General features: G+C 74.4%; 25 protein-coding genes. 15 read left to right on the top strand and 10 right to left on the bottom strand.

Going from position 1 to position 22,814, the window contains the following annotated elements; all coding sequences use genetic code 11:
- Positions 1-77: 77 nt before the first annotated feature.
- From ACIQ8B_RS17635 to ACIQ8B_RS17650, 4 genes are all read left to right on the top strand, one after another.
- Complete coding sequence (locus ACIQ8B_RS17635; RefSeq protein WP_403547765.1) at positions 78-704, top strand: PadR family transcriptional regulator; 627 nt, start codon at positions 78-80, stop codon at positions 702-704.
- 188 nt (positions 705-892) lie between these two features.
- Positions 893-1,426 carry a Clp protease N-terminal domain-containing protein gene (locus ACIQ8B_RS17640; RefSeq protein ID WP_403547767.1) on the top strand — a complete coding sequence of 178 codons (534 nt, stop codon included), beginning with the start codon at positions 893-895 and terminating at the stop codon, positions 1,424-1,426.
- Positions 1,427-1,602: 176 nt separating this feature from the next.
- Positions 1,603-2,607 carry an EamA family transporter gene (locus ACIQ8B_RS17645; protein WP_403547769.1) on the top strand — a complete coding sequence of 335 codons (1,005 nt, stop codon included), beginning with the start codon at positions 1,603-1,605 and terminating at the stop codon, positions 2,605-2,607.
- A 216-nt stretch (positions 2,608-2,823) separates the two neighbouring features.
- Positions 2,824-3,783, top strand: a complete 960-nt coding sequence (locus tag ACIQ8B_RS17650) for a DMT family transporter (protein WP_403547771.1) — start codon at positions 2,824-2,826, stop codon at positions 3,781-3,783.
- Between the two features lie 679 nt (positions 3,784-4,462).
- On the opposite strand, the gene ACIQ8B_RS17655 is transcribed toward ACIQ8B_RS17650, so the two are convergent.
- Positions 4,463-5,146, bottom strand: coding sequence for a pyridoxamine 5'-phosphate oxidase family protein (locus ACIQ8B_RS17655; RefSeq protein WP_290011109.1), 684 nt, complete (start codon positions 5,144-5,146; stop codon positions 4,463-4,465).
- A gap of 35 nt (positions 5,147-5,181) precedes the next feature.
- Here ACIQ8B_RS17655 and ACIQ8B_RS17660 point away from each other — a divergent pair, with 35 nt between their 5' ends.
- Positions 5,182-6,519: an aminotransferase class I/II-fold pyridoxal phosphate-dependent enzyme gene (locus ACIQ8B_RS17660; RefSeq protein WP_403547773.1), complete on the top strand. Its 1,338-nt coding sequence runs from the start codon at positions 5,182-5,184 to the stop codon at positions 6,517-6,519.
- 87 nt (positions 6,520-6,606) lie between these two features.
- On the opposite strand, the gene ACIQ8B_RS17665 is transcribed toward ACIQ8B_RS17660, so the two are convergent.
- Positions 6,607-7,557 carry a DMT family transporter gene (locus ACIQ8B_RS17665; protein ID WP_290011087.1) on the bottom strand — a complete coding sequence of 317 codons (951 nt, stop codon included), beginning with the start codon at positions 7,555-7,557 and terminating at the stop codon, positions 6,607-6,609.
- Between the two features lie 75 nt (positions 7,558-7,632).
- Here ACIQ8B_RS17665 and ACIQ8B_RS17670 point away from each other — a divergent pair, with 75 nt between their 5' ends.
- Complete coding sequence (locus tag ACIQ8B_RS17670; RefSeq protein ID WP_290011088.1) at positions 7,633-8,613, top strand: LysR family transcriptional regulator; 981 nt, start codon at positions 7,633-7,635, stop codon at positions 8,611-8,613.
- Here ACIQ8B_RS17670 and ACIQ8B_RS17675 read toward each other — a convergent pair.
- Both ACIQ8B_RS17675 and ACIQ8B_RS17680 read right to left on the bottom strand, forming a co-directional pair.
- Positions 8,588-9,058, bottom strand: coding sequence for a pyridoxamine 5'-phosphate oxidase family protein (locus tag ACIQ8B_RS17675; protein WP_403547775.1), 471 nt, complete (start codon positions 9,056-9,058; stop codon positions 8,588-8,590). The genes ACIQ8B_RS17670 and ACIQ8B_RS17675 overlap by 26 nt on opposite strands.
- 73 nt (positions 9,059-9,131) lie before the next feature.
- Positions 9,132-9,626 (bottom strand): Rieske (2Fe-2S) protein, encoded by a 495-nt coding sequence (locus ACIQ8B_RS17680; protein ID WP_403547777.1) that lies wholly within the window; start codon positions 9,624-9,626, stop codon positions 9,132-9,134.
- A 201-nt stretch (positions 9,627-9,827) separates the two neighbouring features.
- On the opposite strand from ACIQ8B_RS17680, the gene ACIQ8B_RS17685 reads away from it, so the two are divergent.
- Together ACIQ8B_RS17685 and ACIQ8B_RS17690 are read left to right on the top strand one after the other, a co-directional pair.
- Positions 9,828-10,592 (top strand): HipA family kinase, encoded by a 765-nt coding sequence (locus tag ACIQ8B_RS17685; protein ID WP_403547779.1) that lies wholly within the window; start codon positions 9,828-9,830, stop codon positions 10,590-10,592.
- A complete protein-coding gene (locus ACIQ8B_RS17690) occupies positions 10,589-10,972 on the top strand; it encodes a DUF3037 domain-containing protein (RefSeq protein ID WP_290011092.1) in 384 nt (127 codons plus the stop codon). The genes ACIQ8B_RS17685 and ACIQ8B_RS17690 overlap by 4 nt, the downstream gene beginning before the upstream one ends.
- Positions 10,973-11,047: 75 nt before the next feature.
- On the opposite strand, the gene ACIQ8B_RS17695 is transcribed toward ACIQ8B_RS17690, so the two are convergent.
- On the bottom strand, positions 11,048-11,584 hold the full coding sequence (locus ACIQ8B_RS17695; RefSeq protein WP_403547781.1) for an excalibur calcium-binding protein: 537 nt from the start codon (positions 11,582-11,584) through the stop codon (positions 11,048-11,050).
- Positions 11,585-11,839: 255 nt separating this feature from the next.
- On the opposite strand from ACIQ8B_RS17695, the gene fabG reads away from it, so the two are divergent.
- The 5 genes from fabG (at position 11,840) to ACIQ8B_RS17720 (ending at position 16,632) form a co-directional block, all read left to right on the top strand.
- A complete protein-coding gene (fabG, locus tag ACIQ8B_RS17700; protein ID WP_290011094.1) occupies positions 11,840-12,601 on the top strand; it encodes a 3-oxoacyl-ACP reductase FabG in 762 nt (253 codons plus the stop codon).
- Between the two features lie 11 nt (positions 12,602-12,612).
- A complete protein-coding gene (locus tag ACIQ8B_RS17705) occupies positions 12,613-13,371 on the top strand; it encodes an SDR family oxidoreductase (protein WP_403547784.1) in 759 nt (252 codons plus the stop codon).
- 236 nt (positions 13,372-13,607) lie between these two features.
- Positions 13,608-15,194 carry an ABC transporter substrate-binding protein gene (locus tag ACIQ8B_RS17710; RefSeq protein ID WP_403547786.1) on the top strand — a complete coding sequence of 529 codons (1,587 nt, stop codon included), beginning with the start codon at positions 13,608-13,610 and terminating at the stop codon, positions 15,192-15,194.
- A gap of 92 nt (positions 15,195-15,286) precedes the next feature.
- Entirely contained in the window at positions 15,287-15,970 is a 684-nt protein-coding gene (locus tag ACIQ8B_RS17715; RefSeq protein WP_106416511.1) for a uracil-DNA glycosylase, read from the top strand.
- A gap of 152 nt (positions 15,971-16,122) precedes the next feature.
- A complete protein-coding gene (locus ACIQ8B_RS17720; protein ID WP_403547788.1) occupies positions 16,123-16,632 on the top strand; it encodes a hypothetical protein in 510 nt (169 codons plus the stop codon).
- A 13-nt stretch (positions 16,633-16,645) separates the two neighbouring features.
- On the opposite strand, the gene ACIQ8B_RS17725 is transcribed toward ACIQ8B_RS17720, so the two are convergent.
- The 4 genes from ACIQ8B_RS17725 to ACIQ8B_RS17740 all read right to left on the bottom strand — a co-directional run bounded on the left by ACIQ8B_RS17725 (position 16,646) and on the right by ACIQ8B_RS17740 (position 18,926).
- A complete protein-coding gene (locus ACIQ8B_RS17725; RefSeq protein WP_354671045.1) occupies positions 16,646-17,149 on the bottom strand; it encodes a hypothetical protein in 504 nt (167 codons plus the stop codon).
- A gap of 113 nt (positions 17,150-17,262) precedes the next feature.
- Entirely contained in the window at positions 17,263-17,790 is a 528-nt protein-coding gene (locus ACIQ8B_RS17730; protein ID WP_403547790.1) for a DinB family protein, read from the bottom strand.
- An 85-nt stretch (positions 17,791-17,875) separates the two neighbouring features.
- Positions 17,876-18,268 carry a VOC family protein gene (locus ACIQ8B_RS17735; RefSeq protein WP_403547792.1) on the bottom strand — a complete coding sequence of 131 codons (393 nt, stop codon included), beginning with the start codon at positions 18,266-18,268 and terminating at the stop codon, positions 17,876-17,878.
- Positions 18,269-18,308: 40 nt separating this feature from the next.
- A complete protein-coding gene (locus ACIQ8B_RS17740; RefSeq protein ID WP_403547794.1) occupies positions 18,309-18,926 on the bottom strand; it encodes a TetR/AcrR family transcriptional regulator in 618 nt (205 codons plus the stop codon).
- Between the two features lie 89 nt (positions 18,927-19,015).
- On the opposite strand from ACIQ8B_RS17740, the gene ACIQ8B_RS17745 reads away from it, so the two are divergent.
- Together ACIQ8B_RS17745 and ACIQ8B_RS17750 are read left to right on the top strand one after the other, a co-directional pair.
- Positions 19,016-20,299 carry an FAD-dependent monooxygenase gene (locus tag ACIQ8B_RS17745; protein WP_403547795.1) on the top strand — a complete coding sequence of 428 codons (1,284 nt, stop codon included), beginning with the start codon at positions 19,016-19,018 and terminating at the stop codon, positions 20,297-20,299.
- Positions 20,296-21,201, top strand: a complete 906-nt coding sequence (locus ACIQ8B_RS17750; protein WP_403547797.1) for a Gfo/Idh/MocA family protein — start codon at positions 20,296-20,298, stop codon at positions 21,199-21,201. The genes ACIQ8B_RS17745 and ACIQ8B_RS17750 overlap by 4 nt, the downstream gene beginning before the upstream one ends.
- On the opposite strand, the gene lnt is transcribed toward ACIQ8B_RS17750, so the two are convergent.
- The gene (gene lnt / locus ACIQ8B_RS17755; RefSeq protein ID WP_403547799.1) at positions 21,125-22,693 is read right to left on the bottom strand and encodes an apolipoprotein N-acyltransferase; all 1,569 of its coding nucleotides are present in this window, start codon (positions 22,691-22,693) and stop codon (positions 21,125-21,127) included. The genes ACIQ8B_RS17750 and lnt overlap by 77 nt on opposite strands.
- Positions 22,694-22,814 lie beyond the last annotated feature (121 nt).

Here is a 22,814-nt window from a genome sequence, read left to right on the forward strand (position 1 = left end):
AGGGCCTTGTCGACGAGGCTATTGCGATATATCGTTGAAGTATCACAATAGATCAACGATGGAATGGGGTGGCTGCCATGCGTGCCTACGGTCAGGGGCACGGACACGGCGGCCCGCGCGGCGGGCGGGACGATTTCGAACGGCTGCGGGCGGCCTTCGGGCCCTTCGGCCCCGGTGGTCCGGGCGGGCCCGGAGGTCTCTTCGGCCCCGGCTTCGGCCACGGTGGCCCCTGGGGCGGCCGAGGGCGCGGCGGACCCAGGGGAAGGGCGCGGCGCGGTGACGTCCGCGCGTCGATCCTGGCTCTCCTGAAGGACCGCCCGATGCACGGCTACGAGATGATCCAGGAGATCGCCGAGCGCAGCGGCGGGGCGTGGAAGCCCAGCCCCGGCTCGGTCTACCCCACGCTCCAGCTGCTGGAGGACGAGGGCCTGATCGTCAGCGAGTCCGAGGGCGGCAAGAAGCTGTTCTCCCTCACCGAGGCCGGCCGCACGGCCGCCGAGGACGGTCCGGAGGCGCCCTGGGAGGAGGCCTCGCGCGGGGTGGACTGGGAGGCGCTGAGCGAAGTCCGGCAGGCCGGGTTCGGCCTGATGGAGGCCTTCGGGCAGGTCTGGAAGACGGGGAACAAGGAGCAGCGTGACAAGGCGCTCGCCGTCATCAACGAGGCCCGCAAGAAGCTGTATCTGATCCTCGCGGATGAGCACTGAGCCGACGGCCGCCGGCCGGTGGGAGAGTTTGGGGGCGTGCGCCGGGAGGCCTGCGCCCCTTAGGCGTGTGCGCCCTGATCTCGTTCCCAAGGAGGAGATTTCGCCGGGCCGTGTCCACTTCCCGTGGGACGTCAAGATGCGTCGCGCCGGGGATGTGCCCGGCTGCCCGGACTGATGGGGTGGGAGACGTGCGAACCCGTATCCCCCGGCAGCAGGCCCAGTGGCCCCGGGCGCAGGCCGCGCGCGGCGCGGACGACGACGCCGGGCTCGGCCCGGAGCTGGCGGCGGTGGTGGCCGGCGCCCGGCGCAGGGTGGTCCGGGACGGCGACCGGCAGATCGACACCGCGCATCTGCTGCACTCCCTGCTCGAGTCCGACCCCGAGGTGCGGGCCGCGTTCGGTGAGGGCCCCACGGTGGCGCGGCTGCTCGGGTATCTGGTGCAGCGCAGCATCGGCTACGGACTGAGGTGGCAGGGGGCCGTCGAGGACGGGGGCGGGCTGCCGGTCGTGGAGGGCGCGGCGGGGTTCTCGCCGCTTGCGGCGGGTTGTGTGGAGCGGGCGCGTGAGCGGGCTGCTCGTCGGGGTGGCGGGGCGGTCCGGGGGACGGATCTGCTGGCCGCGCTCGTCGCGGATCCGCAGGCGCGGGCTGCCGAGGTGCTGCGGCGGGCCGGGGTGGATCCCCGTGACCTCGCGGGTGAGGCGGATCGGAGTCCGGCGGGCTGAGGGGCGGGCCGCGGGGCGGGCTTTTTTCTCGTCCCCCCGCCTCTTCGCCTCCGGTCACACGGAAGGGGGCTTCGTCCTCCGGCCCCCTCTGTGCGGTTCCCCGCGCCTGCGGAGGGCGTGGGACGACAGGTGCCTCAGGGGGTGACGGTCCTGTCGAAGGCTGTCATCATGTGGCGGTGTCCACGACAGCTCCTCTCCGCAGCTCACGCGCCCGAGGCACCGGGCTGACCCTCGCGCTGGTGTCCGCCGTGGCCTTCGGCGGCTCCGGCGTGGCGGCCAAGCCGCTGATCGAGGCGGGACTCGACCCGCTGCACGTCGTGTGGCTGCGGGTGGCGGGCGCGGCTCTCGTCATGCTGCCGCTGGCCGTCCGCCACCGCGGGCTGCTGCGCCGCCGACCCGCGCTGCTCGCCGGGTTCGGGCTGTTCGCCGTGGCCGGTGTGCAGGCCTGCTACTTCGCCGCGATCTCCCGCATCCCCGTCGGCGTCGCGCTGCTCGTCGAGTACCTGGCGCCCGCGCTCGTCCTCGGCTGGGTGCGGTTCGTGCAGCGGCGGCCGGTGACCCGCGCCGCCGCCGTCGGCGTGGTGCTCGCCGTGGGCGGGCTGGCCTGCGTCGTCGAGGTGTGGGCGGGGCTCGGCTTCGACGCCCTCGGACTCGCGCTCGCGCTCGGCGCCGCCTGCTGCCAGGTCGGCTACTTCGTCCTGTCCGACCAGGGCAGCGACAGCGAGGAGGCCCCCGACCCGCTCGGCGTCATCGCGTACGGGCTGCTCATCGGCGCCGCCGTGCTGACCGTGATCGCGCGGCCCTGGTCCATGGACCGGTCCGTGCTCACCGGCACCGCCGCGATGGACGGCACGCCCGTCGCCGCCTTCCTGCTGCTGGGCTGGATCGTCCTGATCGCCACGGTCGCCGCGTACGTCACCGGGGTGCTGTCGGTGCGTCGCCTCTCGCCGCAGGTCGCCGGTGTCGTGGCCTGCCTGGAGGCGGTCATCGCCACCGTCCTCGCCTGGGTGCTGCTGGGCGAGCACCTGTCGGCGCCGCAGATCGTCGGCGGCGTGGTCGTGCTGACCGGCGCCCTCATCGCCCAGTCCTCCGCTCCGGCGAAGCCCCCCCGGGGGACCCGTCGCGAGCGGAGGCCGCGAAAGGGAGTTGTCCTCGCCGGGAACCACCGCCTAGGGTGCTGATCATGTATATGCGCGCACGTGTTCTCCCGCCGCCGGCCGCCTGAGGCGGGCCCTCCGGCGCATGCGCCCGGCAGTGTGCCGGGCGTCGCGGTGCTGCCCGCGGACGAAGTCAGCGGACCCCGGTCCCCCGGCCCCGGCCGGGCCTGAGCCGGGCTCCCTTCCGAACGTCCGCGCCCACGCCGACGCGTGGTGCGCGCCTCTGCGGAGAGAGAACACGTGTCGAACAACGTCTCCGGCCTGCCCGTCGGGCGTGGCCTGATCTATCTCGTCGTCGCCGGTGCCGCCTGGGGCACCGCGGGCGCCGCCGCCTCATTGGTCTACCGGACCAGCGACATGGGCCCCGTCGCCCTGTCCTTCTGGCGCTGCGCCGCCGGGCTCGCCGTGCTGTACGCGGTACGGCTGCTGTCCGGGCGGTCCCGCGCCACCGTCCCCGCGCCGCTGGGCCGCCGGGTGGCGCGGGCCGCGGCCACCGGCATCGGGCTCGCGGTCTTCCAGACCGCGTACTTCGCCGCCGTCTCCGCGACGGGGCTCGCCGTGGCCACTGTCGTCACCCTGGGCGCCGGTCCGGTGCTGATGGCCGTCGGCGCCCGGTTCACCATGGGGGAACGGCTGGGACGCGGCGGCCTCGCGTCCGTCGCGGGCGCGCTCCTCGGACTCGTGGTGCTCGTCCTCGGCGGCGAGGACGCGACCGTGGACCCGGTGGGGGTGCTGCTCGCCCTGCTGTCCGCCGCCGGCTATTCCGCGATGACCCTGCTCACCCGCTGGTGGGGGCGGGACGGCGGCACCGACTCGTCCGGCGCGACCGTCGGGGCGTTCGCCGTCACCAGCCTGGTGCTTCTGCCGTTCGCCGCGGTCGAGGGGCTGCTGCCGCACACCGACGCGCCCGGCACCCTGCTGCTCCTGCTGGCCTACGTCGCGACCGTGCCGACCGCGCTGGCCTACGGCCTCTACTTCGCGGGCGCCGCGGTCGTCCGGTCGGCGACCGTGTCCGTGATCATGCTGCTTGAGCCGGTCAGCGCGGCGGTGCTGGCCGTCGTCCTCCTCGGTGAACGCCTCACGGCGGCGACGCTGGCCGGCACCCTGCTGATGCTGGGGTCGGTGGCGGGCCTTGCGGTCGGCGAGGCGCGGGACGCGCGGGCCGCCCGTGGAACACGGCGGGACGCCGTCCCGGCCTGAGGTGAGGCAGGGCGCCACCGGTCGACCGGAGGCGCCCTGCCCGTGGCCGTCGGGTGCCGCCGCTGCATCAGCGGGCGGCCGGCCCCGCCCGCAGGACGTGACCCCGTGCTGCCGCGTCCCGCGCGACCTCCGTTCCGACGAGCCGTCGGCCGTGCGGTTCCGGGCCGCCTGCGACCGCTTGCCCGCGTACGCGGACTCGGCCCGGACGTCGGTCGCTCCCAGCCGGAGGCCGCGGACGCCGGACAGGAGTCTCCCGTACGGGGCCTCGCCCGGTGCGGCCGGTGCGGAGCCGCCCTCCGGCCGGACGTGGCCGACTCGGCGGTTCAGCAGGCCGCCTTCTCCGCCGGGTCGTCCACGAGGTGGGCGCGGCAGCGCACCCGCACGGCGGCGCAGAGGCCGGCCGGGACGCCGTGCCCGGGCGGCCGGCCTGCCCGGTCCCGGGGACGCGCGCGTAGGCGTCGAGCACGCTCAGCGGGACGTCCGGAGCGGCCTCGGTCGCGGGACGGAGCGGGACGGGTGGGTCACCGCCTCGCCGCGGTCGGCGTCGCAGGCGGAGCGCGGGGGCCGGACGCGGGGCGGCGCGCCCGGTGGGCCGTCGGCCGTGGGCCGGCCGACGTCGGGGTGGCGGGTCACCGTTGCCGCATGTCGTCGCGGGGTGCGTCCCAGGGGCGGATCGGCATCACAAAGCCGTCAGATACCCGGGGACCTCGGTGCCGGGGGCCAGACCCGGGTCCGGCTCGGGGAGGCCGTAGGACGTGCGGACGGGGAGGACGCCCGCCCAGTGGGGCAGGGACAGGTCCTCGGGCTCGTCGTTGACACCGCCGGTGCGCGCCTTGGCGGAGACCTCGTCGAGGCGGAGGCGGAGCACCGCCGTGGCGGCCAGTTCCTTCTTGTCGGCCGGGCGGGAGTCGGCGGCGCGGCCCGGCACGACGTGGTCGACCAGGGCGTCGAGCGCCCGCCGCTTCTCCTCCGGGTCGGTCACGTCGTACGCCGTGCCGTGCACGACCACGGAGCGGTAGTTGACCGAGTGGTGGAAGGCGGAGCGGGCCAGCACCAGACCGTCGACGTGGGTGACCGTGAGGCACACGGGGAGCCCTTCGCCGGACCGGGCGGCGCGCAGCGGGCGGGAGCCGGTGGAGCCGTGGACGTAGAGGACCTCGCCGACGCGGCCGTAGAGCGTGGGCAGGACGACCGGGGCGCCGTCCCGGACGAAGCCGAGGTGGCAGACGTAGCCCTCGTCGAGTATCGCGTGCACCAGATCCTTGTCGTACCCCGCGCGCTGGGCGGCGCGGGTGGGGACGGTGCGCGCGGTGGGCGTGTAGGCGGCGTCGGGTCGCCGCTGCGGTGACTGGTGCCCCTGCATGGCCAGCTCCATTGTACTAGTGCATAATAAGGTTTGTGCTAGGAGAGTATCGGATCAGTGGGCGGCGCGCAGCGGACATTTCCGCGAGCATCGAGCGGGCGGTGGGGGAGGGGGCCCTGCGGCCGGGCGAACCGCTGCCTCCCATGCGGGAGTTGGCCGAGCGTCTCGGAGTGAATCCGAACACCGTGGCCGCCGCGTACCGGACCCTGCGCGAGCGTGGGGTCATCGAGACCGCGGGCCGGCGGGGGAGCCGGGTGCGGCCCAAGCCGGCCACCACCGCCCGGGAACTGATCCGGGTGGAGGCCCCGCCGGGCGTGCGCGACCTGTCCGACGGGAATCCCGACCCCGCACTGCTGCCCCCGCTGGCCGGTGCCTTCGCGGCGGCCGCGGCCCAGGGCGACCGGGAGCCGGTGCTGTACGGGCATGCCCCCGTCGATCCCGGACTGGAGCGGCTGGCGCGGGCCGGGCTGGACGCCGACGGGGTGCCGGACGGACCGGTCGCCGTCACCTCGGGCGCGCTGGACGCCGTGGAGCGGGTGCTCGCCGCCCATCTGCGGACCGGGGACGCGGTGGTGGTGGAGGACCCGGGGTGGGGGAGTCTGCTGGACCTGGTCCCGGCGCTCGGCCTGCGCACCGTGCCGGTGGCCGTCGACGACGAGGGACCGCTGCCCGACGACGTGCGCGGGGCGCTGGCGGGCGGGGCGCGGGCGCTGATCGTCACCGACCGCGCGCAGAACCCGACCGGCGCCGCGCTGAGCGCCGCACGCGCCCAGGCCCTGCGCGCGGTGCTCGCCGACCACCCCGAGACGCTGCTGATCGAGGACGACCACGGGCACCACATCGTCGACCTGCCGCTGCACGCCCTCGCGGGCGCCACGCACCGCTGGGCCTTCTCCCGCTCGGCCGCCAAGGCGTACGGGCCCGACCTGCGCCTCGGGATCCTCACCGGCGACACGCTCACCCTCGACCGGGTGCGCGGCCGGCAGCGGCTCGGGCCCGGCTGGGTCAGCCTGACCGTCCAGCGCGCGGTGGCACGGCTGTGGGCCGACGGCGCGGTGGACCCGGCGGCCGTCGCGGCGCGCTACGGGCGGCGCCGGGACGCGCTGGCCTCGGCGCTGCGACGGCGCGGGATCACGGCGCACGGGCGCAGCGGCATGAATCTGTGGGTGCCGGTCCCCGACGAGACCGGGGCGGTCGCCCGGCTGCTGCACGCCGGCTGGGCGGTGGCGCCCGGGGCGCGCTTCCGGATGACCGCCCCGCCGGGCATCCGCGTCACCGTCTCCACGCTCACGCAGGCGGAGATCGAACCGCTGGCCGAGGCGGTCGCCTCGGCCGTGCGGCCCGGTGAGGGGGACCGGCGGACCTACGCCTGAGAGGCGGCGGCCCCCTCACCGGGCCGCACGGCCGTTTCGGCTTGACCTGGGCCGGTGCCGCCCCCGCCGGCACGACGGCCCGTCCCGTCACGCCGGCCGTTTCGGCTTCACCTGGGTCAGCGCCGCCCCCGCCAGTACGATGACCGCGCCGACCGGTGTCGACCAGGTCAGCGTCTCGCCCAGCAACAGGACGCCGGCCGCGGCGGCGATGACCGGGACGAAGTAGGTGACCATCTGGCCGGTCGTCGGGCCGACCTCCGCGACGATGCCGTACTGGACGAGGACCGCCAGGCCCGTGCCGAGTGTGCCCAGCGCGGCGATCGCCAGCAGCGGTCCGACCGCCAGGCCCGACGGCGCCGTCGTGAACAGCGGGGTCACGATCGCCAGCTGCACCGTCGCGAGCAGCAACTGGCCGCCGGTCAGCGACAGGTGGGAGTGGCTGCTGCCGGCGAGGGTGCGGCGGACGTAGATCCAGCCGACGGGGTAGCTCAGCGAGGCGAGCAGGGCCAGGGCCGTGCCGCGCGCGTCCAGGCCCTCGAAGCCCTGCCACGCCCCCAGCACGGTCAGCACCCCGAGGAAGCCCAGGCCCAGCCCGGCCACCCGCACCCGGGTCGGCCGGTCCTCGCGCAGCGCCACCAGGGACAGCGCCATGCCCCACAGCGGGGAGGTCGCGTTGCAGATGCCGGCCAGGGTGGACGGGATGGTCAGCTCCGCGAAGGCGAACAGCGAGAACGGCAGGGCGTTCAGCAGGAAACCGGCGACCGCCAGGTGCCCCCAGGTGCGGGCGCCGCGCGGAAGCCCCTCCCGCCGCACCGCCATGGCCACCGCCAGCACGGCCGTGCCGAACGCCAGCCGCCCCAGGGTGACCTGGAACGGGGCGTAACCCTGCGTGCCCACCTTGATGAGGAGGAAGCTGAAGCCCCAGATCAGGGACAGGGCGGCGAAGCGCAGCCTCCAGTCGAGGCGGGGGCGGGCGGGTGCGGGCGCGGGGTCGGTCGGATCCGGCGCGGTGGTGGTGGTCGCGGTGACGCTGCTCATACCGATAACGATGAGGCAGACTCATCTCGTAGCACAATCGAGAATTCGCACGCGATATCTCGTAGCATCGCTTACATGTTGAACCTGGATCGCCTGCGCACCCTCGACGCCCTCGCCCGGCACGGCTCGGTCAGCGGCGCGGCGGAGGGGCTGCACATCACCACCTCGGCCGTCTCCCAGCAGATGGCCAAGCTGGAACGCGAGGTCGGCCAGCGGCTCCTCGCCAAGCACGGGCGCGGTGTGCGGCTCACGGACGCGGGCCGGCTGCTCGCCGAGCACGCCGCGCGCATCCTGTCCCAGGTGGAACTGGCCCAGGCCGACCTGGAGGCGCAGCGCGGTCAGGTCGCGGGCGAACTGCGGATGTCCGCCTTCCCGACCGCCGCCCGCGGACTGTTCCCGCTCGCGCTCGCCGACCTGCGGCAACGGCATCCGGCCCTGCGGGTGCGGTCGCGGGAGCTGGAACCCGAGAACGGCATCCGGGACGTGGTCCGCGGCGACCTCGACCTCGCGGTGGTGCTCGACTGGTACAACAAGCCGATGCCGCTGCCCGACGGGCTGGTCAGGGCCCTGCTGCTGGACGACCCGGCCGACGTCGCCCTGCCGGCCGGCCATCCGCTCGCGGGCCGTGCGGAGATCGACCTCGCCGAGCTGGCCGAGGACGAGTGGATCACCTGGGGCGAGGGCGAGTTCTGCCACGAGTGGCTGATGTTCACCCTGCGCTCCAGGGGCGTCGAACCGATCGTCGCCCACCGCGCCGCCGAGAGCCACACCCAGCTCAACCTGGTCGCGGCGGGGCTCGGGGTGTGCGTCGCGCCGCTGCTGGGCCGCGACCCGCTGCCCGGCGGGGTGGTGACCGTGCCGCTGCGGCAGCGCGTCCGGCGGCACGTGTTCGTCGTCTGGCGCGCCGACGCCGACCGCCGCCCGTCGATCCGCGCGGCGGTACGGGCGCTGCGGACGGCGGGGGAGCGCTTCGGGGGCGCCCCCGGGGACGGCGTCCTCCGGGACACCGTCCCGGAGGACGCCGCTCCGGTCAGGACAGGTGCGACAGCTTCCTGAAGTCCCAGGACACGACCTTCTCCGGGGTCAGCCGCAGCCACGCGTGCCGGCCGTCGTGCGGCATCTCGTCCAGGCCGAAGTTCTTCCGGGCGAACAGCGTCTCCGGCACGTCCAGTTCCGCCCGCAGCTCGCCGGTGCGCGGGATCTCGCCCACGAACTCCACCCGCCCGGACAGCTCCGCGCCGCGCAGCTCGCCGTACTCCTCGCCCGTGTCGACCACGACCGCCACCCGCGGGTCACGCCGCAGATCCGCGAACCGCCTGCTGCGCACCACGGAGTACAGCCACATCGAGCCGCCGTCCCACACGAACCACAGGGTGCTCACGTGCGGCATGCCGTCGGCGGACACCGTGGCGATCCGGCAGGTGCGCTGTTCGGTGAGGAAGCCGTCCAGCTCCCCGGGCGTCATCATGATCTTGCGGCCCCGGCGCTGCGTGGCGGTCATACGGCCCCTCCTGCGGTCCTGCTGTGCTTGTGCCGTGCACGGAATTTCCCCATCGTGCACGGGCGGCGGTGGTTCAGGCGAGGGTGATGGAGTCGCCGTCGACGGTGATCCGCACCGCGGGCAGCGGCTCGGTCGCCGGACCGCTGCTCACACTGCCGTCCGCGATGGAGAAGTTGCTGTTGTGGCAGGGGCAGTTGATGAGCCCGTCGGAGACGCTCTTCACCGCGCAGCCCTGGTGGGTGCAGGTCGCGGAGAACGCCTTGAACTCGCCCGCCGACGGCTGGACGACCACCACCTGCTGGTCGGCGAACACCGTGCCGCCGCCCTCGGGGATGTCGGCGGTCGACGCGAGCGGCGTGCCGCCGGCGGCGTCCCCGCCGCCGGAACCCTCGGCGGCGCCGCCGCCGTTCGCGGCGTCGTCCGCCGTGCCGCCGGACTCCGCCGAGGCGGGCGCGTCGTCGTCGGAACCCCCGCAGGCGGTCAGCGCCACGGCGAGGCCGGCGGCCCCCGCGGCCGCCACCACGGTACGGCGGGCGGGTCCCGATGCGGACTGGAACGATACGGTCATGCCGGTGTGTCCCTTCCGGGGATGGAGCGTGATCTGGAAACAGGTACGGTCAGCGGGCCCACGCCGTTCAAGCAGCGCCGACAGCTTCGCCCACGCGCGGTCGGAGGGGCGTAAGGCGGCGCTGTCGTTCGCCTGTCGGTCACCTGCGGCGCGTCACCGGGCCGCCTCCGACGTGCGGCGACACGCCAGTAGCCTGGGGCGATGCTCAAGGAAGTCATCGCGACCCGATTCATCGCGCCGCTGCGCGAGGGCGGCTCGCTCCCGGGACTGATCGAGGCGGACGACCTCGGCACCTACGCGCTGAAGTTCACCGGCGCCGGACAGGGCCGCAAGACGCTCGTCGCCGAGGTCGTCTGCGGGGAACTGGCCCGCCGGCTGGGGCTGCGGGTGCCGCGCCTGGTCACCGTGGAACTCGACCCGGTGCTCGGGCTCGGCGAACCCGACCCCGAGGTGCAGCAGTTGCTGAAGTCCAGCGGCGGCACCAACCTCGGGACGCGCTTCCTCTCCGGCGCCCTCGGCTTCGACCCGCTCGCCTTCGAGGTGAGCCCCGAGGAGGCCGGCCGGATCGTGTGGTTCGACGCGCTGGTCAACAACGTCGACCGCTCCTGGCGCAACCCCAACATGCTGCACCTGCGCGGGGAGCTGTGGCTCATCGACCACGGCGCGACCATGATCTGGCACCACAACTGGCCCGGTGCCGAGACCTCCGCCGCCCGCCCCTACGACGCCTCCGACCACGCCCTGCGCGGCGCCGCGCCGGACGTCGCCGCGGCGGCCGCGGACCTCGCCCCGCGCATCACCGAGGACCTGCTGGCCGAGGTCACCGCCCAGGTCCCCGACGTCTGGCTGGCCGGAGAACCCGGCTTCGACAGTCCCGACGACCTCCGGCGCGCCTACGCCCGCCCGCTGCTCGCCCGCGCCGACGGGATCCACCACCGCATCGAGGGCCTCGAGGGGGACCGGTGAGCGACCTGCACGTCTACGAGTACGCCCTGCTGCACGTCGTGCCGCGGATCGAGCGCGGCGAGCGCATCAACGCGGGGGTGCTGGTGTACTGCCGGCCCCTGTCCTACGCCGGGGCCCGCACCCACCTCGACGAGGCGCGGCTGCTGGCCCTCGACCCCGCCGCCGACGTGCCCGGCGTCCGGGCCGCGCTGCGCGCCGTCGAGGACGTCTGCGCCGGCGGCGACGCGGCGGGCCAGGCGGCCCACGACGACGCGGGCCGCCGCTTCCGCTGGCTGGTCGCCCCCCGTTCGACGATCGTCCAGCCGGGCCCGGTCCACACCGGCCTCACGGCCGACCCGGAGGCGGAGACGGAGCGGCTGCTGGACCTGCTGGTCCGCTAGGGCACGCGGTGCCGGGTGGGCGGTCGCCGCGCCGGACGCGGGCCGGGGAGGCGCCGGCCGCGCCGCGGGCCGCCGTCAGGCGCGGCGGCGCCGGATGACGTGGCCGGTGGCGAGCAGGGCGCTTGTCACGAACGTGGCGCCGATGCCCACGTCCCAGGTGGTCGGGCCGTTGCCCGAGGAGCCGCCCAGACCGCCCTGGACGCCGCGGGTCGGCGTGGGGGCGGCGGAGGTTCGCGTGGGCGTCGCCGTCGGGCTCGGGGAGCGGGTCGGTGACGCCGTGGCGGTCACGGTCGGCGTCCGCGTCGGCGTCCGGGTCGGGACCGCGGACGTCGGGGTCGCCGGGCGCGAGGACGGGGGCGGTGACGGGACCGGGCGGAAGGTGGAGGAGGTGAGGCCGCGGCGCGGCAGGGCCTCGCAGGCGATGCCGTCGTCCGGGCCGGGGTCCTCGTCGAGCCGGTGCGGGTCGCTGCGGTCCGTCTCGAAGAAGGCCTGCGCGTCCTCCTGGTAGGTGAAGTCGCCGCAGTCCAGGTCCTGGGCGTGGGCGAGATCGGCCATCGGCACGATCGCGGCGAGCGCGATCAGCGCGCCTATGGCACCGGTGCGACGGCGCATCGAACGCCTCCTTTCCGGCCGCGGGGGCTCGCGCTTCGACGCTAGGTCCCGCCCGCCGCGGCGGCGCGCAGCGCTGGGCCGATCGGGTGCCGGACGGGTCCGGCCGGGCGCGGGGAATGGATCACACACGCGCGGTGCGCCGTTGACACCGGGTGCCAGGGCTTCTAGCGTCACGTCTGCTGAAGGTACTAAGCGGTCGCTCACCGATTCGAGCCGGCCGCAGGAGCCGCATCCCAAGGGCGAGGAGAAGCAGGTATGTCCACCACTGAAGCGCGGGTCGCGGTCGTCACCGGCGCCGCGCGCGGCATCGGCGCCGCCACCGCCGTACGACTGGCCGCCGAGGGCCGCGCGGTCGCCGTGCTGGACCTCGACGAGGCCGCCTGCAAGGACACCGTCGAGAAGATCACCGCCGCCGGCGGCAAGGCGATCGCCGTCGGCTGCGACGTCTCCGACGAGGCGCAGGTCGAGGCGGCCGTCGCGCGCGTCGCCGAGGAGCTCGGCGCGCCGACCGTCCTGGTCAACAACGCGGGCGTGCTGCGCGACAACCTGCTGTTCAAGATGAGCGCCTCCGACTGGGACACCGTCATGAACGTGCACCTGCGCGGTGCCTTCCTGATGTCGAAGGCCTGCCAGAAGCACATGGTGGACGCCGGCTTCGGCCGCATCGTCAACCTGTCGTCCTCCTCCGCGCTCGGCAACCGCGGCCAGGTCAACTACTCCGCCGCCAAGGCCGGTCTGCAGGGCTTCACCAAGACCCTCGCCAAGGAGCTCGGCAAGTTCGGCGTCACCGCCAACGCCGTCGCCCCCGGCTTCATCGCCACCGAGATGACCAAGGCCACCGCCGACCGCGTCGGCATGGGCTTCGAGGACTTCAAGGCCGCCGCCGCCACCCAGATCCCCGTCGCCCGTGTCGGCGAGCCCGAGGACGTCGCCAACGCCATCGCCTTCTTCACCGCGGACGCGGCCGGCTTCGTCTCCGGCCAGGTGCTGTACGTGGCCGGCGGACCGCTCGACTAGGGGAACCGGACATGACGACAGTGGAACCCACCGGCAAGGTCGCCCTGATCACGGGCGCCAGCCGCGGCATCGGCTACGGCGTCGCCGAGGCCCTGGTCGCGCGCGGCGACCGGGTCTGCATCACCGGACGCAACGAGGACGCCCTCAAGGAGGCCGTCGAGAAGCTCGGCGCCGACCGGGCCGTCCACGTGGCCGGCAAGGCGCACGACGAGGCCCACCAGGCACTCGCCGTCGAGCGCGTGATGGAGGCCTTCGGCCGGGTCGACTACCTGGTCAACAACGCGGGCACCAACCCGGTGTTCGGGCCGATCGCCGACCTCGACCTGAACGTGGCGCGCAAGGTCTTCGAGACCAATGTGATCTCCGCGCTCGGTTTCGCGCAGAAGACCTGGCACGCCTGGCAGAAGGACAACGGCGGGGCGATCGTCAACATCGCCTCCGTCGCGGGCATCGCGCCCTCGCCCTTCATCGCCGCGTACGGCGTCAGCAAGGCCGCGCTGATCAACCTCACCCAGCAGCTGGCGCACGAGTTCGCGCCCCGGGTGCGGGTCAACGCCATCGCCCCGGCGGTGGTGAAGACCAAGTTCGCCCAGGCGCTGTACGAGGGCCGGGAGGAGGAGGCCGCCGCGTCCTACCCGCTCGGCCGGCTCGGCGTGCCGTCCGACATCGGCGACGCGGCCGCGTTCCTCACCTCGGACCAGTCCGCCTGGGTCACCGGCCAGACCCTGGTCGTCGACGGCGGCATCTTCCTCAACGCCGGCGTCGGCTGACCCGTACGCGCCGATCCGCTGTGCGCACCACGCGTGCACACGGGTCACGAACGCCCCGTCCGACACGGGCGCCGTTGACGAAAACGGCGCCCGTGTCGGCGTTTCAGGGCCGGAACGCGCGTGACAACGTAGTCATCCGCCAGTTGATCTCAACCCCCTTCCAGGGCAGGGTCGGTGGGCGTGTCACTGCGGTATCGTTCGCCGACCCTTGGTACGGCAGATCGAGGAGCGTGCGCGTGTTCAACCGGAACCGATGCCTGCGGCGGGTGGCGGCCATCGCGTCCCTATCGTCCCTGGTGACCGGATGCGGCGTCCTGTCGTCCGGCAGCCCGGAGGACGAGGACCCCATCGTCGTGGGAACCACCAGCTCGCCGAGCACGCTGGATCCTGCCGCGTCCTGGGACAGCTCCTGGGAGCTGTTCCGCAACATCTACCAGACGCTGCTGAGTTACCCGGTCGGCGCGACGACCCCGCAGCCGGACGCGGCGGAGAAGTGCGAGTTCTCCGACACCTCCAACCAGGTGTTCCGCTGCGAGCTGCGCGAGGGCCTGACGTTCTCCGACGGGGGCAAGCTGGACGCCAAGGCGGTCAAGCACTCGATCGACCGCATCCGCCAGATCAACGTCAACGGCGGTCCGGCCGGTCTGCTGGGCAGCCTCGAGAGGGTCCAGGCGCCGAGCGAGCGCGAGGTGGTCTTCTACCTCAACAAGCCCGACGCCACCTTCCCGTTCGTGCTCGCCACCCCCGCGATGTCGATCGTCGACCCCGATTCCTACCCGGCGGGATCGCTCCGCAAGGACAAGAGCGTCGTCGGATCCGGCCCGTACACCCTCCAGTCGTACGAGGAGGGCAAGGAGGCCCGGCTGGTCCGCAACGACCACTACAAGGGGTACGCCGAGCGGAAGAACAACGCCGTCACCATCCGCTACTACCACGACTCGGGCGAGATGGTCGAGGCGCTGCGCGACAAGCGGATCGACCTCACCTACCGCGGGCTGGCCGCGGGCGACATCGTCGAGCTGCAGGGCAGGACCTCCAAGGAGGAGGAGATCCAGCTCATCGACGGCACCGGGACCGACATCAACTACCTGGTGTTCAACCCGAAGGACCCGTGGGCCGGGAAGAAGGCGGTGCGCCACGCGATCGCGCAGCTCGTCGACCGCGCCGCGATCGCGCACAAGGTCTACAAGGACACCGTCGACCCGCTGTACTCGATGGTCCCCAAGGGCCTGACCGGACACACCACCGGCTTCTTCGACGACTTCGGCGAGCCCGACGCCGGCAAGGCCCGCGAGATCCTCCGGGACGCCGGCATCACCGAGCGGGTGCCGCTCACCCTCTGGTACACCTCGGACCGCTACGGCTCCGAGACCGCCCTGGAGTTCAAGGAGCTGGAGCGGCAGCTGGAGGCGTCGGAGCTGTTCGACGTCACGCTGAGGAGCCGCCCCTGGAAGACCTACGTCGAGGGCTACCAGAAGGGCGAGTACCCGGTGTTCGGCCGTGGCTGGTTCCCCGACTTCCCGGACGCGGACAACTTCATCGCCCCGTTCGTCGGCAGGCAGAACGCGCTCGGCACGCCGTACGAGGCCGAGAAGATCGTCAACGACCTGCTGCCCAGCTCACGCCGGGAGAGTGACCGGGGCAACGTGGTGAAGCAGTTCGAGGAGGCCCAGGAGATCCTCGTGGACGACGTGCGGCTGCTCCCGCTGTGGCAGGGCCGGCAGCACGTGGCGGCGAGCCGGGACATCTCGGGCGCCGAGCGCGCCCTGGACCCGTCCACCATCATGATGCTGTGGCAGCTCTCCCGGAAGACCAGCTGGTAGAGCACCCGGCACGGCCGGCCGCGGGGCCGGCTGTCAGTGGGCGCCGGTAGGTTCTGAGACCGGGAAACGACCACGTGAGCAAGGGAATCGACGTGACCGACATCGCCATGCTGCCCGAGTCCTGGCGCGGGGTTCTGGGTGACGAGCTGAAGCAGCCCTACTTCGAGGAGCTGACCGAGTTCGTCGAGGAGGAGCGGGCGCGCGGTCCCGTCTACCCGCCCCGCGAGGAGGTCTTCGCGGCGCTGGAGGCCACGCCGTACGACGAGGTGAAGGTGCTGGTGCTCGGCCAGGACCCGTACCACGGCGAGGGCCAGGGGCACGGGCTGTGCTTCTCGGTCCGGCCCGGGGTGAAGATCCCGCCGTCCCTGCGGAACATCTACAAGGAGCTGCACGCCGACCTGGGCACGCCCGTCCCGGACAACGGCTATCTGATGCCGTGGGCCCGGCAGGGCGTGCTGCTGCTCAACGCGGTGCTCACGGTCCGCGCGGGGGAGGCCAACTCGCACAAGGGGAAGGGCTGGGAGCGGTTCACCGACGCGGTGATCCGCGCGGTGGCCGACCGCCCCGACCCCGCGGTCTTCGTGCTGTGGGGCAACTACGCGCAGAAGAAGCTGCCGCTGATCGACGAGAGCCGGCACGTGGTGGTGAAGGGGGCGCACCCCTCGCCGCTGTCCGCGAAGAAGTTCTTCGGCTCCCGGCCGTTCTCCCGGATCAACGAGGCGGTGGCCGCGCAGGGGCACCAGCCGATCGACTGGACCCTCCCGAACCTGGGCTGACCCGCCGGCCGGTCCGGCCGGCCGGGTGCGGAGGGGCGCGGCGCCCCTCCGCACCCGGCACGTCGCGGGGCGGCCTGTCCGGAATCGTCCGCTCCTGCGGTTAGCGTCGGGGGCGACAGCGGGCGACAGCGGGCGACGGTGCGGAGGGCGCGGTGGCGGAGCGACAGGAGCAGGCGGCGCCGGACGCCCTGCTCACCCGGATCGGCCAGGCGGTGATGCTGCACTACGCGGGGGACCGTGAGGAGGCGCGGCACCGCTTCCTCGGCCTGTGGACCGAGATCGGCGAGCAGGGCGACCCGCTGCACCGCTGCACGCTCGCCCGCTGCCTCGCCGACACCCAGGACGACCCCGAGGACGAACTGGCCTGGGACCTGCGGGCGCTGACGGCGGCCGAGGAGGCCGACGGGAACCCGGCCCGCGACAACGCTCCGGCGGTGCGCGCGCTGTACCCGTCGCTGCACCTCGACCTGGCCGCCGACTACGCCCGCCTCGGCCGTCGCGACGCGGCCCGTGTCCATCTGGAGCGGGCCCGGGGCGCTGCCCGCACCCTCGCCGACGACCGTTACGGCCAGGACGTGCAGGACGCCGTTCGGCGGCTGGAGGCACGGCTGGGCGAGGACGGGACACCGCCCGGGGGACCGGGCCCGCCGCGGCGACCTTGAGGCGCGGTGCGGCTCAGCGTCCGTAGGTGTCCTGGCAGATCCGCGCCTGCGGGCTGTCCGCCGGCCAGCCGCCGTACTCCCGGCCCAGCGCGCAGATGTCCGAGCCGCCGCCGGGCGTGCCGCCGTCCGGCGACCCGCCGCCCGGGAGCTTGGCCGACGGGCGTGGCGCGGGGGTGCGCCGGGGCGGCTGCGGCTGCTCGGGACTCCGGGGCCGGTCCGTGCGCGCCTGCCCGTTGCGCGCGTCGGACGGCGCGTCCGGTTCCGAGGGCTTCGCCTTCGGGGTGGTCCGGTCCGACGGCGACGCCTCGGGCTCGTCGGCCGGGACCCTCCGCAGGGCCTCACGCGCCGGCGCCTGCTCGGCAGGGGAGGCGCCGCGTCCCGCCGCGTCGTGCCCGGCACCGTGCGGCGGCGCGGTCGCCGGGCCCGGTGCGAGGGGACGCTGGACCGTCACGCAGCCCGAGAGGGCGGCGACCGCCACGGTCACCAGAAGCGTTGCTGTGGTCGTCGTTCGCTGCACCCCCGCCACTTTGCTGGTTCCGCCCGCCGGACGGTGGACGGACAGGCGCGGTCCTACCCCGCACGGGTGATGTCCGCCCACCTTCGGGGGCCCCGCCGGTGCGCCGGGTGACGTCACTCGCCGGTGGCGCCGTCGATCCGCTGGCGGATCAGGTCCGCGTGGCCGTTGTGCCGGGCGTACTCCTCGATCATGTGCGTGTAGATCCAGCGCAGGGAGTACGGCTCGGGGCTGGAACGGTGCCGCCCGCGGGAGAGGTCGTCCAGGGGGTGACCGGACGCGGTGCGGCGGGCGGCCTCGATCTCCGCCTGCCAGGTCTCGTAGGCGTCCTTCCAGGTGTCCGCCTCGCCGGGGTGGAACTCGCCGTCCGGGTCGGCCTCGCCGTAGTAGATCGGCCCCGCGTCCTCACCGGCGAACACCCGGCGGAACCACGAGCGCTCCACCTCCGCCATGTGCCGCACCAGCCCCATCAGCGACAGGTCCGACGGCGGCACCGAGGCGGTCCGCACCTGTTCGTCCGTCAGCCCCTCGCACTTGCGGGCGAGCGTCGCGCGGTGGTAGTCGAGCCACCCCTCGAGCATGGTCCGTTCATCGGCGTTCGGTGCGGGTTCGGTGCGCTGGGAAGTCGTGTGCTGGGGCGTCATGCCCGCATCCTTTCCCGCCGACGCGGCCTCACACCAAGGGTTTTGCGGCGGTGGGTCACGGGACGGCGCGGCACCGGTGTCACGGTCAGGTGCTCGCGCCGGTGCGCACGAAGAGGCAGAACGGGTGGCCCACCGGGTCGTACAGGACCCGCACGTCGTCCTGCGGCTGGAAATCCGCCACGGTCGCCCCCAGGGCGACGGCACGCTCGGCCGCCGACGACAGATCGTCCACCTCGATGTCCAGGTGCATCATCATCTGCTGCCCGGACCGTGCGGACGGCCACCGCGGAGGAGTGAAGAGCGGCTCCGTCTGGAACGACAGCCCGGTACCGCCGTCGGAGGGGCCGATCTCGACCCAGTCCGGTCCGGATGTCCGCACCGGCCACCCGAGCAGGGCCTGGTAGAACCCCGCCAGCTCCTGGGCGTCCGGTGCGTCGAGCGTGGTCGCGGCCAACGTGAAACGCGGTGAGGGCTTCATACGGTGCTGCTGCCCGGTTCCGTCGCGGTGAGGCCGGGTGTCACTCCTCCGACTGCCGCCGGAGCCCCGCGGTCCCCAGCATCCCGTCGAGGAGTTCCCGCAGGTCGGTGCGGATGTCCGTCACCGACGGCACCTGGGCGTGGTAGGAGCCCGCCACGCAGGAGAAGAGGAGGCCGTCGGCCCAGGAGGCCAGGGACAGGGCGTGGCGGGCCGGGGACGTGGAGCCCATCGCCGTGACGAGGGCGGTGAGGCGGTCGCGGAAGCGGGCGCCGGCCGCGTCGAAGTGGGCGCGGAGTTCGGGGCGGCGGGTGGCCTCCAGGGCGAGTTCGTAGCGGGCGAGGGTCAGCTCGTGGTGGTGGGTCAGCGCGCGGTGGACGGTCAGGGCCAGAGCGTCCAGCAGGGCGTCGGCGCCGCCGCGGGGGCCGGGCAGCTCGTGGAGGGCCAGCACCCGCTCCTCCCGGTCGGCGAGGCGGCGTACCGCCAGTTCCAGCAGCGCCTGCCGGGTGCGCGCCACGTTGGACGTGGAGCCCTGGGGGAGTCCGGCCGTCTCGTCCACCGCCCGATGGGTCAGGCCCCGCATGCCCCGCTCGGCGAGCAGGGCGAGGGCGGTGTCGGCGACGAGGCCGGCGCGGGCGCCGGCGGTGGTGCGTTCGGACATGGAGGTCAACCTACCCGCCTCACTACGGATGTAGTACATTGGAGCCGAGGGTCCACTACAGATGTAGTCAGCGGCCACGAGGAGGAGCCATGGCAGCGGTCGAACGGGTGATCGTGATCGGCGGGGGGATCGGCGGACTGACGGCGGCCGCAGCCCTGCACCTGCGCGGGGCGCAGGTGACCGTCCTGGAGCGCGCCCCCTCCCTCGAGCCGGTGGGCGCGGCGATCTCCCTGTCCCCCAACGCACTCCGTGCGCTGGACGTCATCGGCCTGGGCGACGACATCCGCGCCCTCTCCGCCTGGCAGGGCGACGGCGGGCTGCGCGCCCCGAGCGGCCGGTGGCTGGCCCGCACCGACGCCGCCGCGGCGGCCGAACGCTTCGGCGGCCCGCTCGTCCTGCTGCACCGCGCCACCCTCATCGACCACCTCGCCGGACGGCTCCCGTCCGGCGCGGTCCGTACCGGCGCCCCCGCCCGGCTGACCGACCCCGGCGTCCCGGGCGACCCCCGCAGGCCGGCCCGCGTGGAGACACCCGAAGGCGAACGGGAGGCCGACCTGGTGGTGGCCGCCGACGGCATCCGCTCCGCCGTGCGCGGCGCCCTCTTCCCCGGCCACCCCGGCCCCGTGTACAGCGGCTTCACCACCTGGCGGGTCGTGATCCCGCTGCCCGGCGTCGCGTTCCCCTCGCACGAGACCTGGGGCCGCGGCCGCATCTGGGGCACCCACCCCCTCAAGGACGGCCGGGTGTACGCCTACGCCGCCGCCGTCGCGCCCGCGGGGGAGCGGGCCCCGGACGACGAACGGGCCGAACTGCTGCGCCGCTACGGCGACTGGCACAGCCCGGTCCCCGAGGTGCTGGCCGCCGTCCGGCCCGAGGACGTCCTGCGGCACGACGTCCACCACATCGCCGAGCCGCTGCCCGCCTTCCACCGGGGCCGCGTGGCGCTCGTCGGCGACGCCGCGCACGCCATGCCGCCCACCCTCGGCCAGGGCGGCAACCAGGCAATCGAGGACGCGATCACCCTCGCCTTCCCCCGCCCGGGCATGCCCGGGTCCGCCCACGCCCCCGTCGCCGACGGCCTCCCCGGTTACACCGCCGCCCGCCTCCCGCGCACCACGGCCGTCTCACGCCGGGCGGTGCGGGTGGCCCGGCTCAACGTGATGACGACCGGCCGCATCGGCACGGCCGTACGGGACACCGCGCTGGCCGCGCTGTCCAAGGCGGCGCCGTCGCTCTTCCTGCGCGGGTTCGACGGCGTCGCCGACTGGCGGCCGCCGGGAGGACCGTCCGGCGCGGACGGGGACGGCCCTGGGGCACCCCGTATGCTCGCAGCGGACCAGGCCGGGCAAGGACCAGAGGAGAACACACCGTGAAGGTCGGCTGCATCGGGCTCGGCGACATCGCGCAGAAGGCGTACCTCCCGGTGCTCGCCGTCCAGCCCGGGGTGGAACTGCACCTGCAGACCCGCACCCCGGCCACGCTGGAGCGGGTCGGCGACGCCCTCCACCTGCCGGCCGGGCACCGCCACGCCGACCTCGACGCGCTGATCGGCGCGGGCCTCGACGCGGCCTTCGTGCACGCCCCGACCGACGTCCACCCGCGGATCGTGACCCGGCTGCTCGAAGCGGGTGTGCCGACGTACGTCGACAAACCGCTCGCCTACGAACTCGCCGACTCCGAGCGGCTGGTGGCGCTCGCCGAGGAGCGCGGCACCAGCCTCGCGGTCGGCTTCAACCGCCGCCACGCCCCCGGCTACGCGCAGTGCGCGGACCACCCGCGCGAGCTGATCCTCATGCAGAAGAACCGGGCCGGGCTGCCGGAGGAGCCCCGCCGGACGATCCTCGACGACTTCATCCACGTCGTGGACACCCTGCGCTTCCTGGTGCCCGGGCAGATCGACGACGTGACGGCCCGCGCCCGCGCCGAGGACGGGCTGCTGCACCACGTGGTGCTCCAGCTCGCCGGCGACGGCTTCACCGCCCTCGGCGTGATGAACCGGCTCAGCGGCTCCTCCGAGGAGATCCTCGAGGTGTCCGGCCAGGACTCCAAGCGCCAGGTGGTCAACCTCGCCGAGGTGATCGACCACAAGGGGCAACCGACCGTGCGGCGGCGCGGCGACTGGGTGCCGGTGTCCCGGCAGCGCGGCATCGAGCAGGCGGCGCTCGCCTTCCTGGACGCGGTGCGCGCCGGCGAGGTGCTCAGCGCCCGTGACGCACTGGCGACCCATGAGCTGTGCGAACGGGTGGTACGAGCGGTCGACGAGCGCCTCGCCTAGACCGCGCCGCCTCCACCACGCCGTAGACCGCGAGGACGAGCAGGGCCGCCTGCGGGGGCCAGTCGCCGAAGCGGACGTACGGCGTGGTGCCCCGCGCCGGCGGCACGTCGTACACCTGCGCGGCGGAGGCGTCCGTGCCGAGCCGCGGGCCGATGCGCCCGCCGTCCGCGCCGTACACGGCGGACACCCCGGTCAGGGTGGCGTGCACCATCGGGCGGCCGGTCTCGGCGGCGCGCAGCGCGGCCAGCGAGGCGTGCTGCGCGGGCGCCCAGCTCTGCTGGAACGTCGACGTGGAGGACTGTGCGAGCAGGACGCCGGCGCCGTCCTGCGCGAGATGGCGGCTCATGTCGGGGAAGGCCGACTCGAAGCACACCATCGGGCCGATCCGCAGGCCGTCCCCTACATCCATGACGACCTGCTCGGAGCCCCGCCGCCGGTCCTCGCCGGCCGCCTTCCCGACGGAGGTCGCCCAGCCCAGCAGCGAGCGGGCCGGGATGTACTCCCCGAACGGCACCAGCCGCATCTTGTCGTACCGGTCGCCGGTCGGGCCGTCCGGGCCGATCAGCACCGAGCTCTTGTAGATGCCGGGCCTGTCCGAGCGCCGGGCGTCCACGTTGACCAGGATCTCCGCGTCCGTCCCGCGGGACAGCGCGGCCAGCCGCCGGGCGAGGTCGGGGCGGTCGCCCAGGTCGAAGCCGACGCTGCTCTCCCCCCAGACGACCAGGTCGACGCCCTGACCGGCGAGCTGACGGGTGAGTTGCTCCTCGCGGTCGAAGCGGCGGTCGGCGCTGTCCCGTCCGGAGACCACCCCCGGCTGGACGACCGCGATCCGCGCCCGCTCCCCGGTGGGGTCGGGGCGCGGCGATCCCACCCACGCGGCGGACCCGGCGGCGGCCACGGCGACCAGTCCCGCCACGGCCGGCACCCGGGCCCGGCGCACCGCGACCAGCACGGCCACGGCGACGTTCAGCGCCACCACCAGGAAGCTCGGCAGCCACACCCCGCCCACCGACGCCAGCCGCAGCGCGGCCTCCACCCGCCACTGGCTCGCGCCCAGCACGCCCCACGGCCCGCCGAGCCCCTGCCAGGAGCGGATCAGCTCGATCGTCAGCCAGCCCGACGGCACCACCAGCAGCGCGGCCGCGACCCGGCCCCCGGACGGGGTCCCGCCCAGCGTCCGGCGCGCCAGCCACCCCCACGGCGCCCACAGCGCGCCCAGCAGCGCGGCGAGGACGAACGTGAACACGTGCAGGCTGGGCAGCAGCCAGTGGTGCATGGCCAGCATGAACCCGAACCCGCCCCACCAGCCGTCGAAGGCGGCCCGCCGCCCGGTCGGCGCGGTGCGGATCAGCAGCAGCCAGGGGACCAGGGCGACATAGGCGGTCCACCACAGGTTCGCGGCGGGGAAGGCCAGGGCGGGCAGGGTGCCCGCGACCGCGGCGGCGGTCGAGCGGCGCCACGGGGAGGCGAGGTGGTGGCCGACGGTGTTCATGGGCGCCTCCCTACCCCGTAGTGCCTCCAGTGTGCGTCCCGGACCCGGCCGGACGCGCCGCACGACGGTTTCAGTCGATCACGCCGCCCGCCCGGGCGACACCGGGGCGCGCGTCATGCGA

Source organism: Streptomyces sp. NPDC096105 (assembly GCF_044763335.1).
Taxonomy (GTDB): domain Bacteria; phylum Actinomycetota; class Actinomycetes; order Streptomycetales; family Streptomycetaceae; genus Streptomyces.

What these genes read in the sequence shown, in the direction of transcription:
- ACIQ8B_RS17635 (WP_403547765.1), top strand. Translation starts at nt 78, where the DNA reads ATGCGTGCCTACGGTCAGGGGCACGGACACGGCGGCCCGCGCGGCGGG.
- ACIQ8B_RS17655 (WP_290011109.1), bottom strand. Translation starts at nt 5,146, where the DNA reads ATGCAGGGGCACCAGTCACCGCAGCGGCGACCCGACGCCGCCTACACG.
- ACIQ8B_RS17665 (WP_290011087.1), bottom strand. Translation starts at nt 7,557, where the DNA reads ATGAGCAGCGTCACCGCGACCACCACCACCGCGCCGGATCCGACCGAC.
- ACIQ8B_RS17670 (WP_290011088.1), top strand. Translation starts at nt 7,633, where the DNA reads ATGTTGAACCTGGATCGCCTGCGCACCCTCGACGCCCTCGCCCGGCAC.
- ACIQ8B_RS17675 (WP_403547775.1), bottom strand. Translation starts at nt 9,058, where the DNA reads ATGACCGCCACGCAGCGCCGGGGCCGCAAGATCATGATGACGCCCGGG.
- ACIQ8B_RS17680 (WP_403547777.1), bottom strand. Translation starts at nt 9,626, where the DNA reads ATGACCGTATCGTTCCAGTCCGCATCGGGACCCGCCCGCCGTACCGTG.
- ACIQ8B_RS17685 (WP_403547779.1), top strand. Translation starts at nt 9,828, where the DNA reads ATGCTCAAGGAAGTCATCGCGACCCGATTCATCGCGCCGCTGCGCGAG.
- ACIQ8B_RS17695 (WP_403547781.1), bottom strand. Translation starts at nt 11,584, where the DNA reads ATGCGCCGTCGCACCGGTGCCATAGGCGCGCTGATCGCGCTCGCCGCG.
- fabG (WP_290011094.1), top strand. Translation starts at nt 11,840, where the DNA reads ATGTCCACCACTGAAGCGCGGGTCGCGGTCGTCACCGGCGCCGCGCGC.
- ACIQ8B_RS17705 (WP_403547784.1), top strand. Translation starts at nt 12,613, where the DNA reads ATGACGACAGTGGAACCCACCGGCAAGGTCGCCCTGATCACGGGCGCC.
- ACIQ8B_RS17730 (WP_403547790.1), bottom strand. Translation starts at nt 17,790, where the DNA reads ATGACGCCCCAGCACACGACTTCCCAGCGCACCGAACCCGCACCGAAC.
- ACIQ8B_RS17735 (WP_403547792.1), bottom strand. Translation starts at nt 18,268, where the DNA reads ATGAAGCCCTCACCGCGTTTCACGTTGGCCGCGACCACGCTCGACGCA.
- ACIQ8B_RS17740 (WP_403547794.1), bottom strand. Translation starts at nt 18,926, where the DNA reads ATGTCCGAACGCACCACCGCCGGCGCCCGCGCCGGCCTCGTCGCCGAC.
- ACIQ8B_RS17745 (WP_403547795.1), top strand. Translation starts at nt 19,016, where the DNA reads ATGGCAGCGGTCGAACGGGTGATCGTGATCGGCGGGGGGATCGGCGGA.
- lnt (WP_403547799.1), bottom strand. Translation starts at nt 22,693, where the DNA reads ATGAACACCGTCGGCCACCACCTCGCCTCCCCGTGGCGCCGCTCGACC.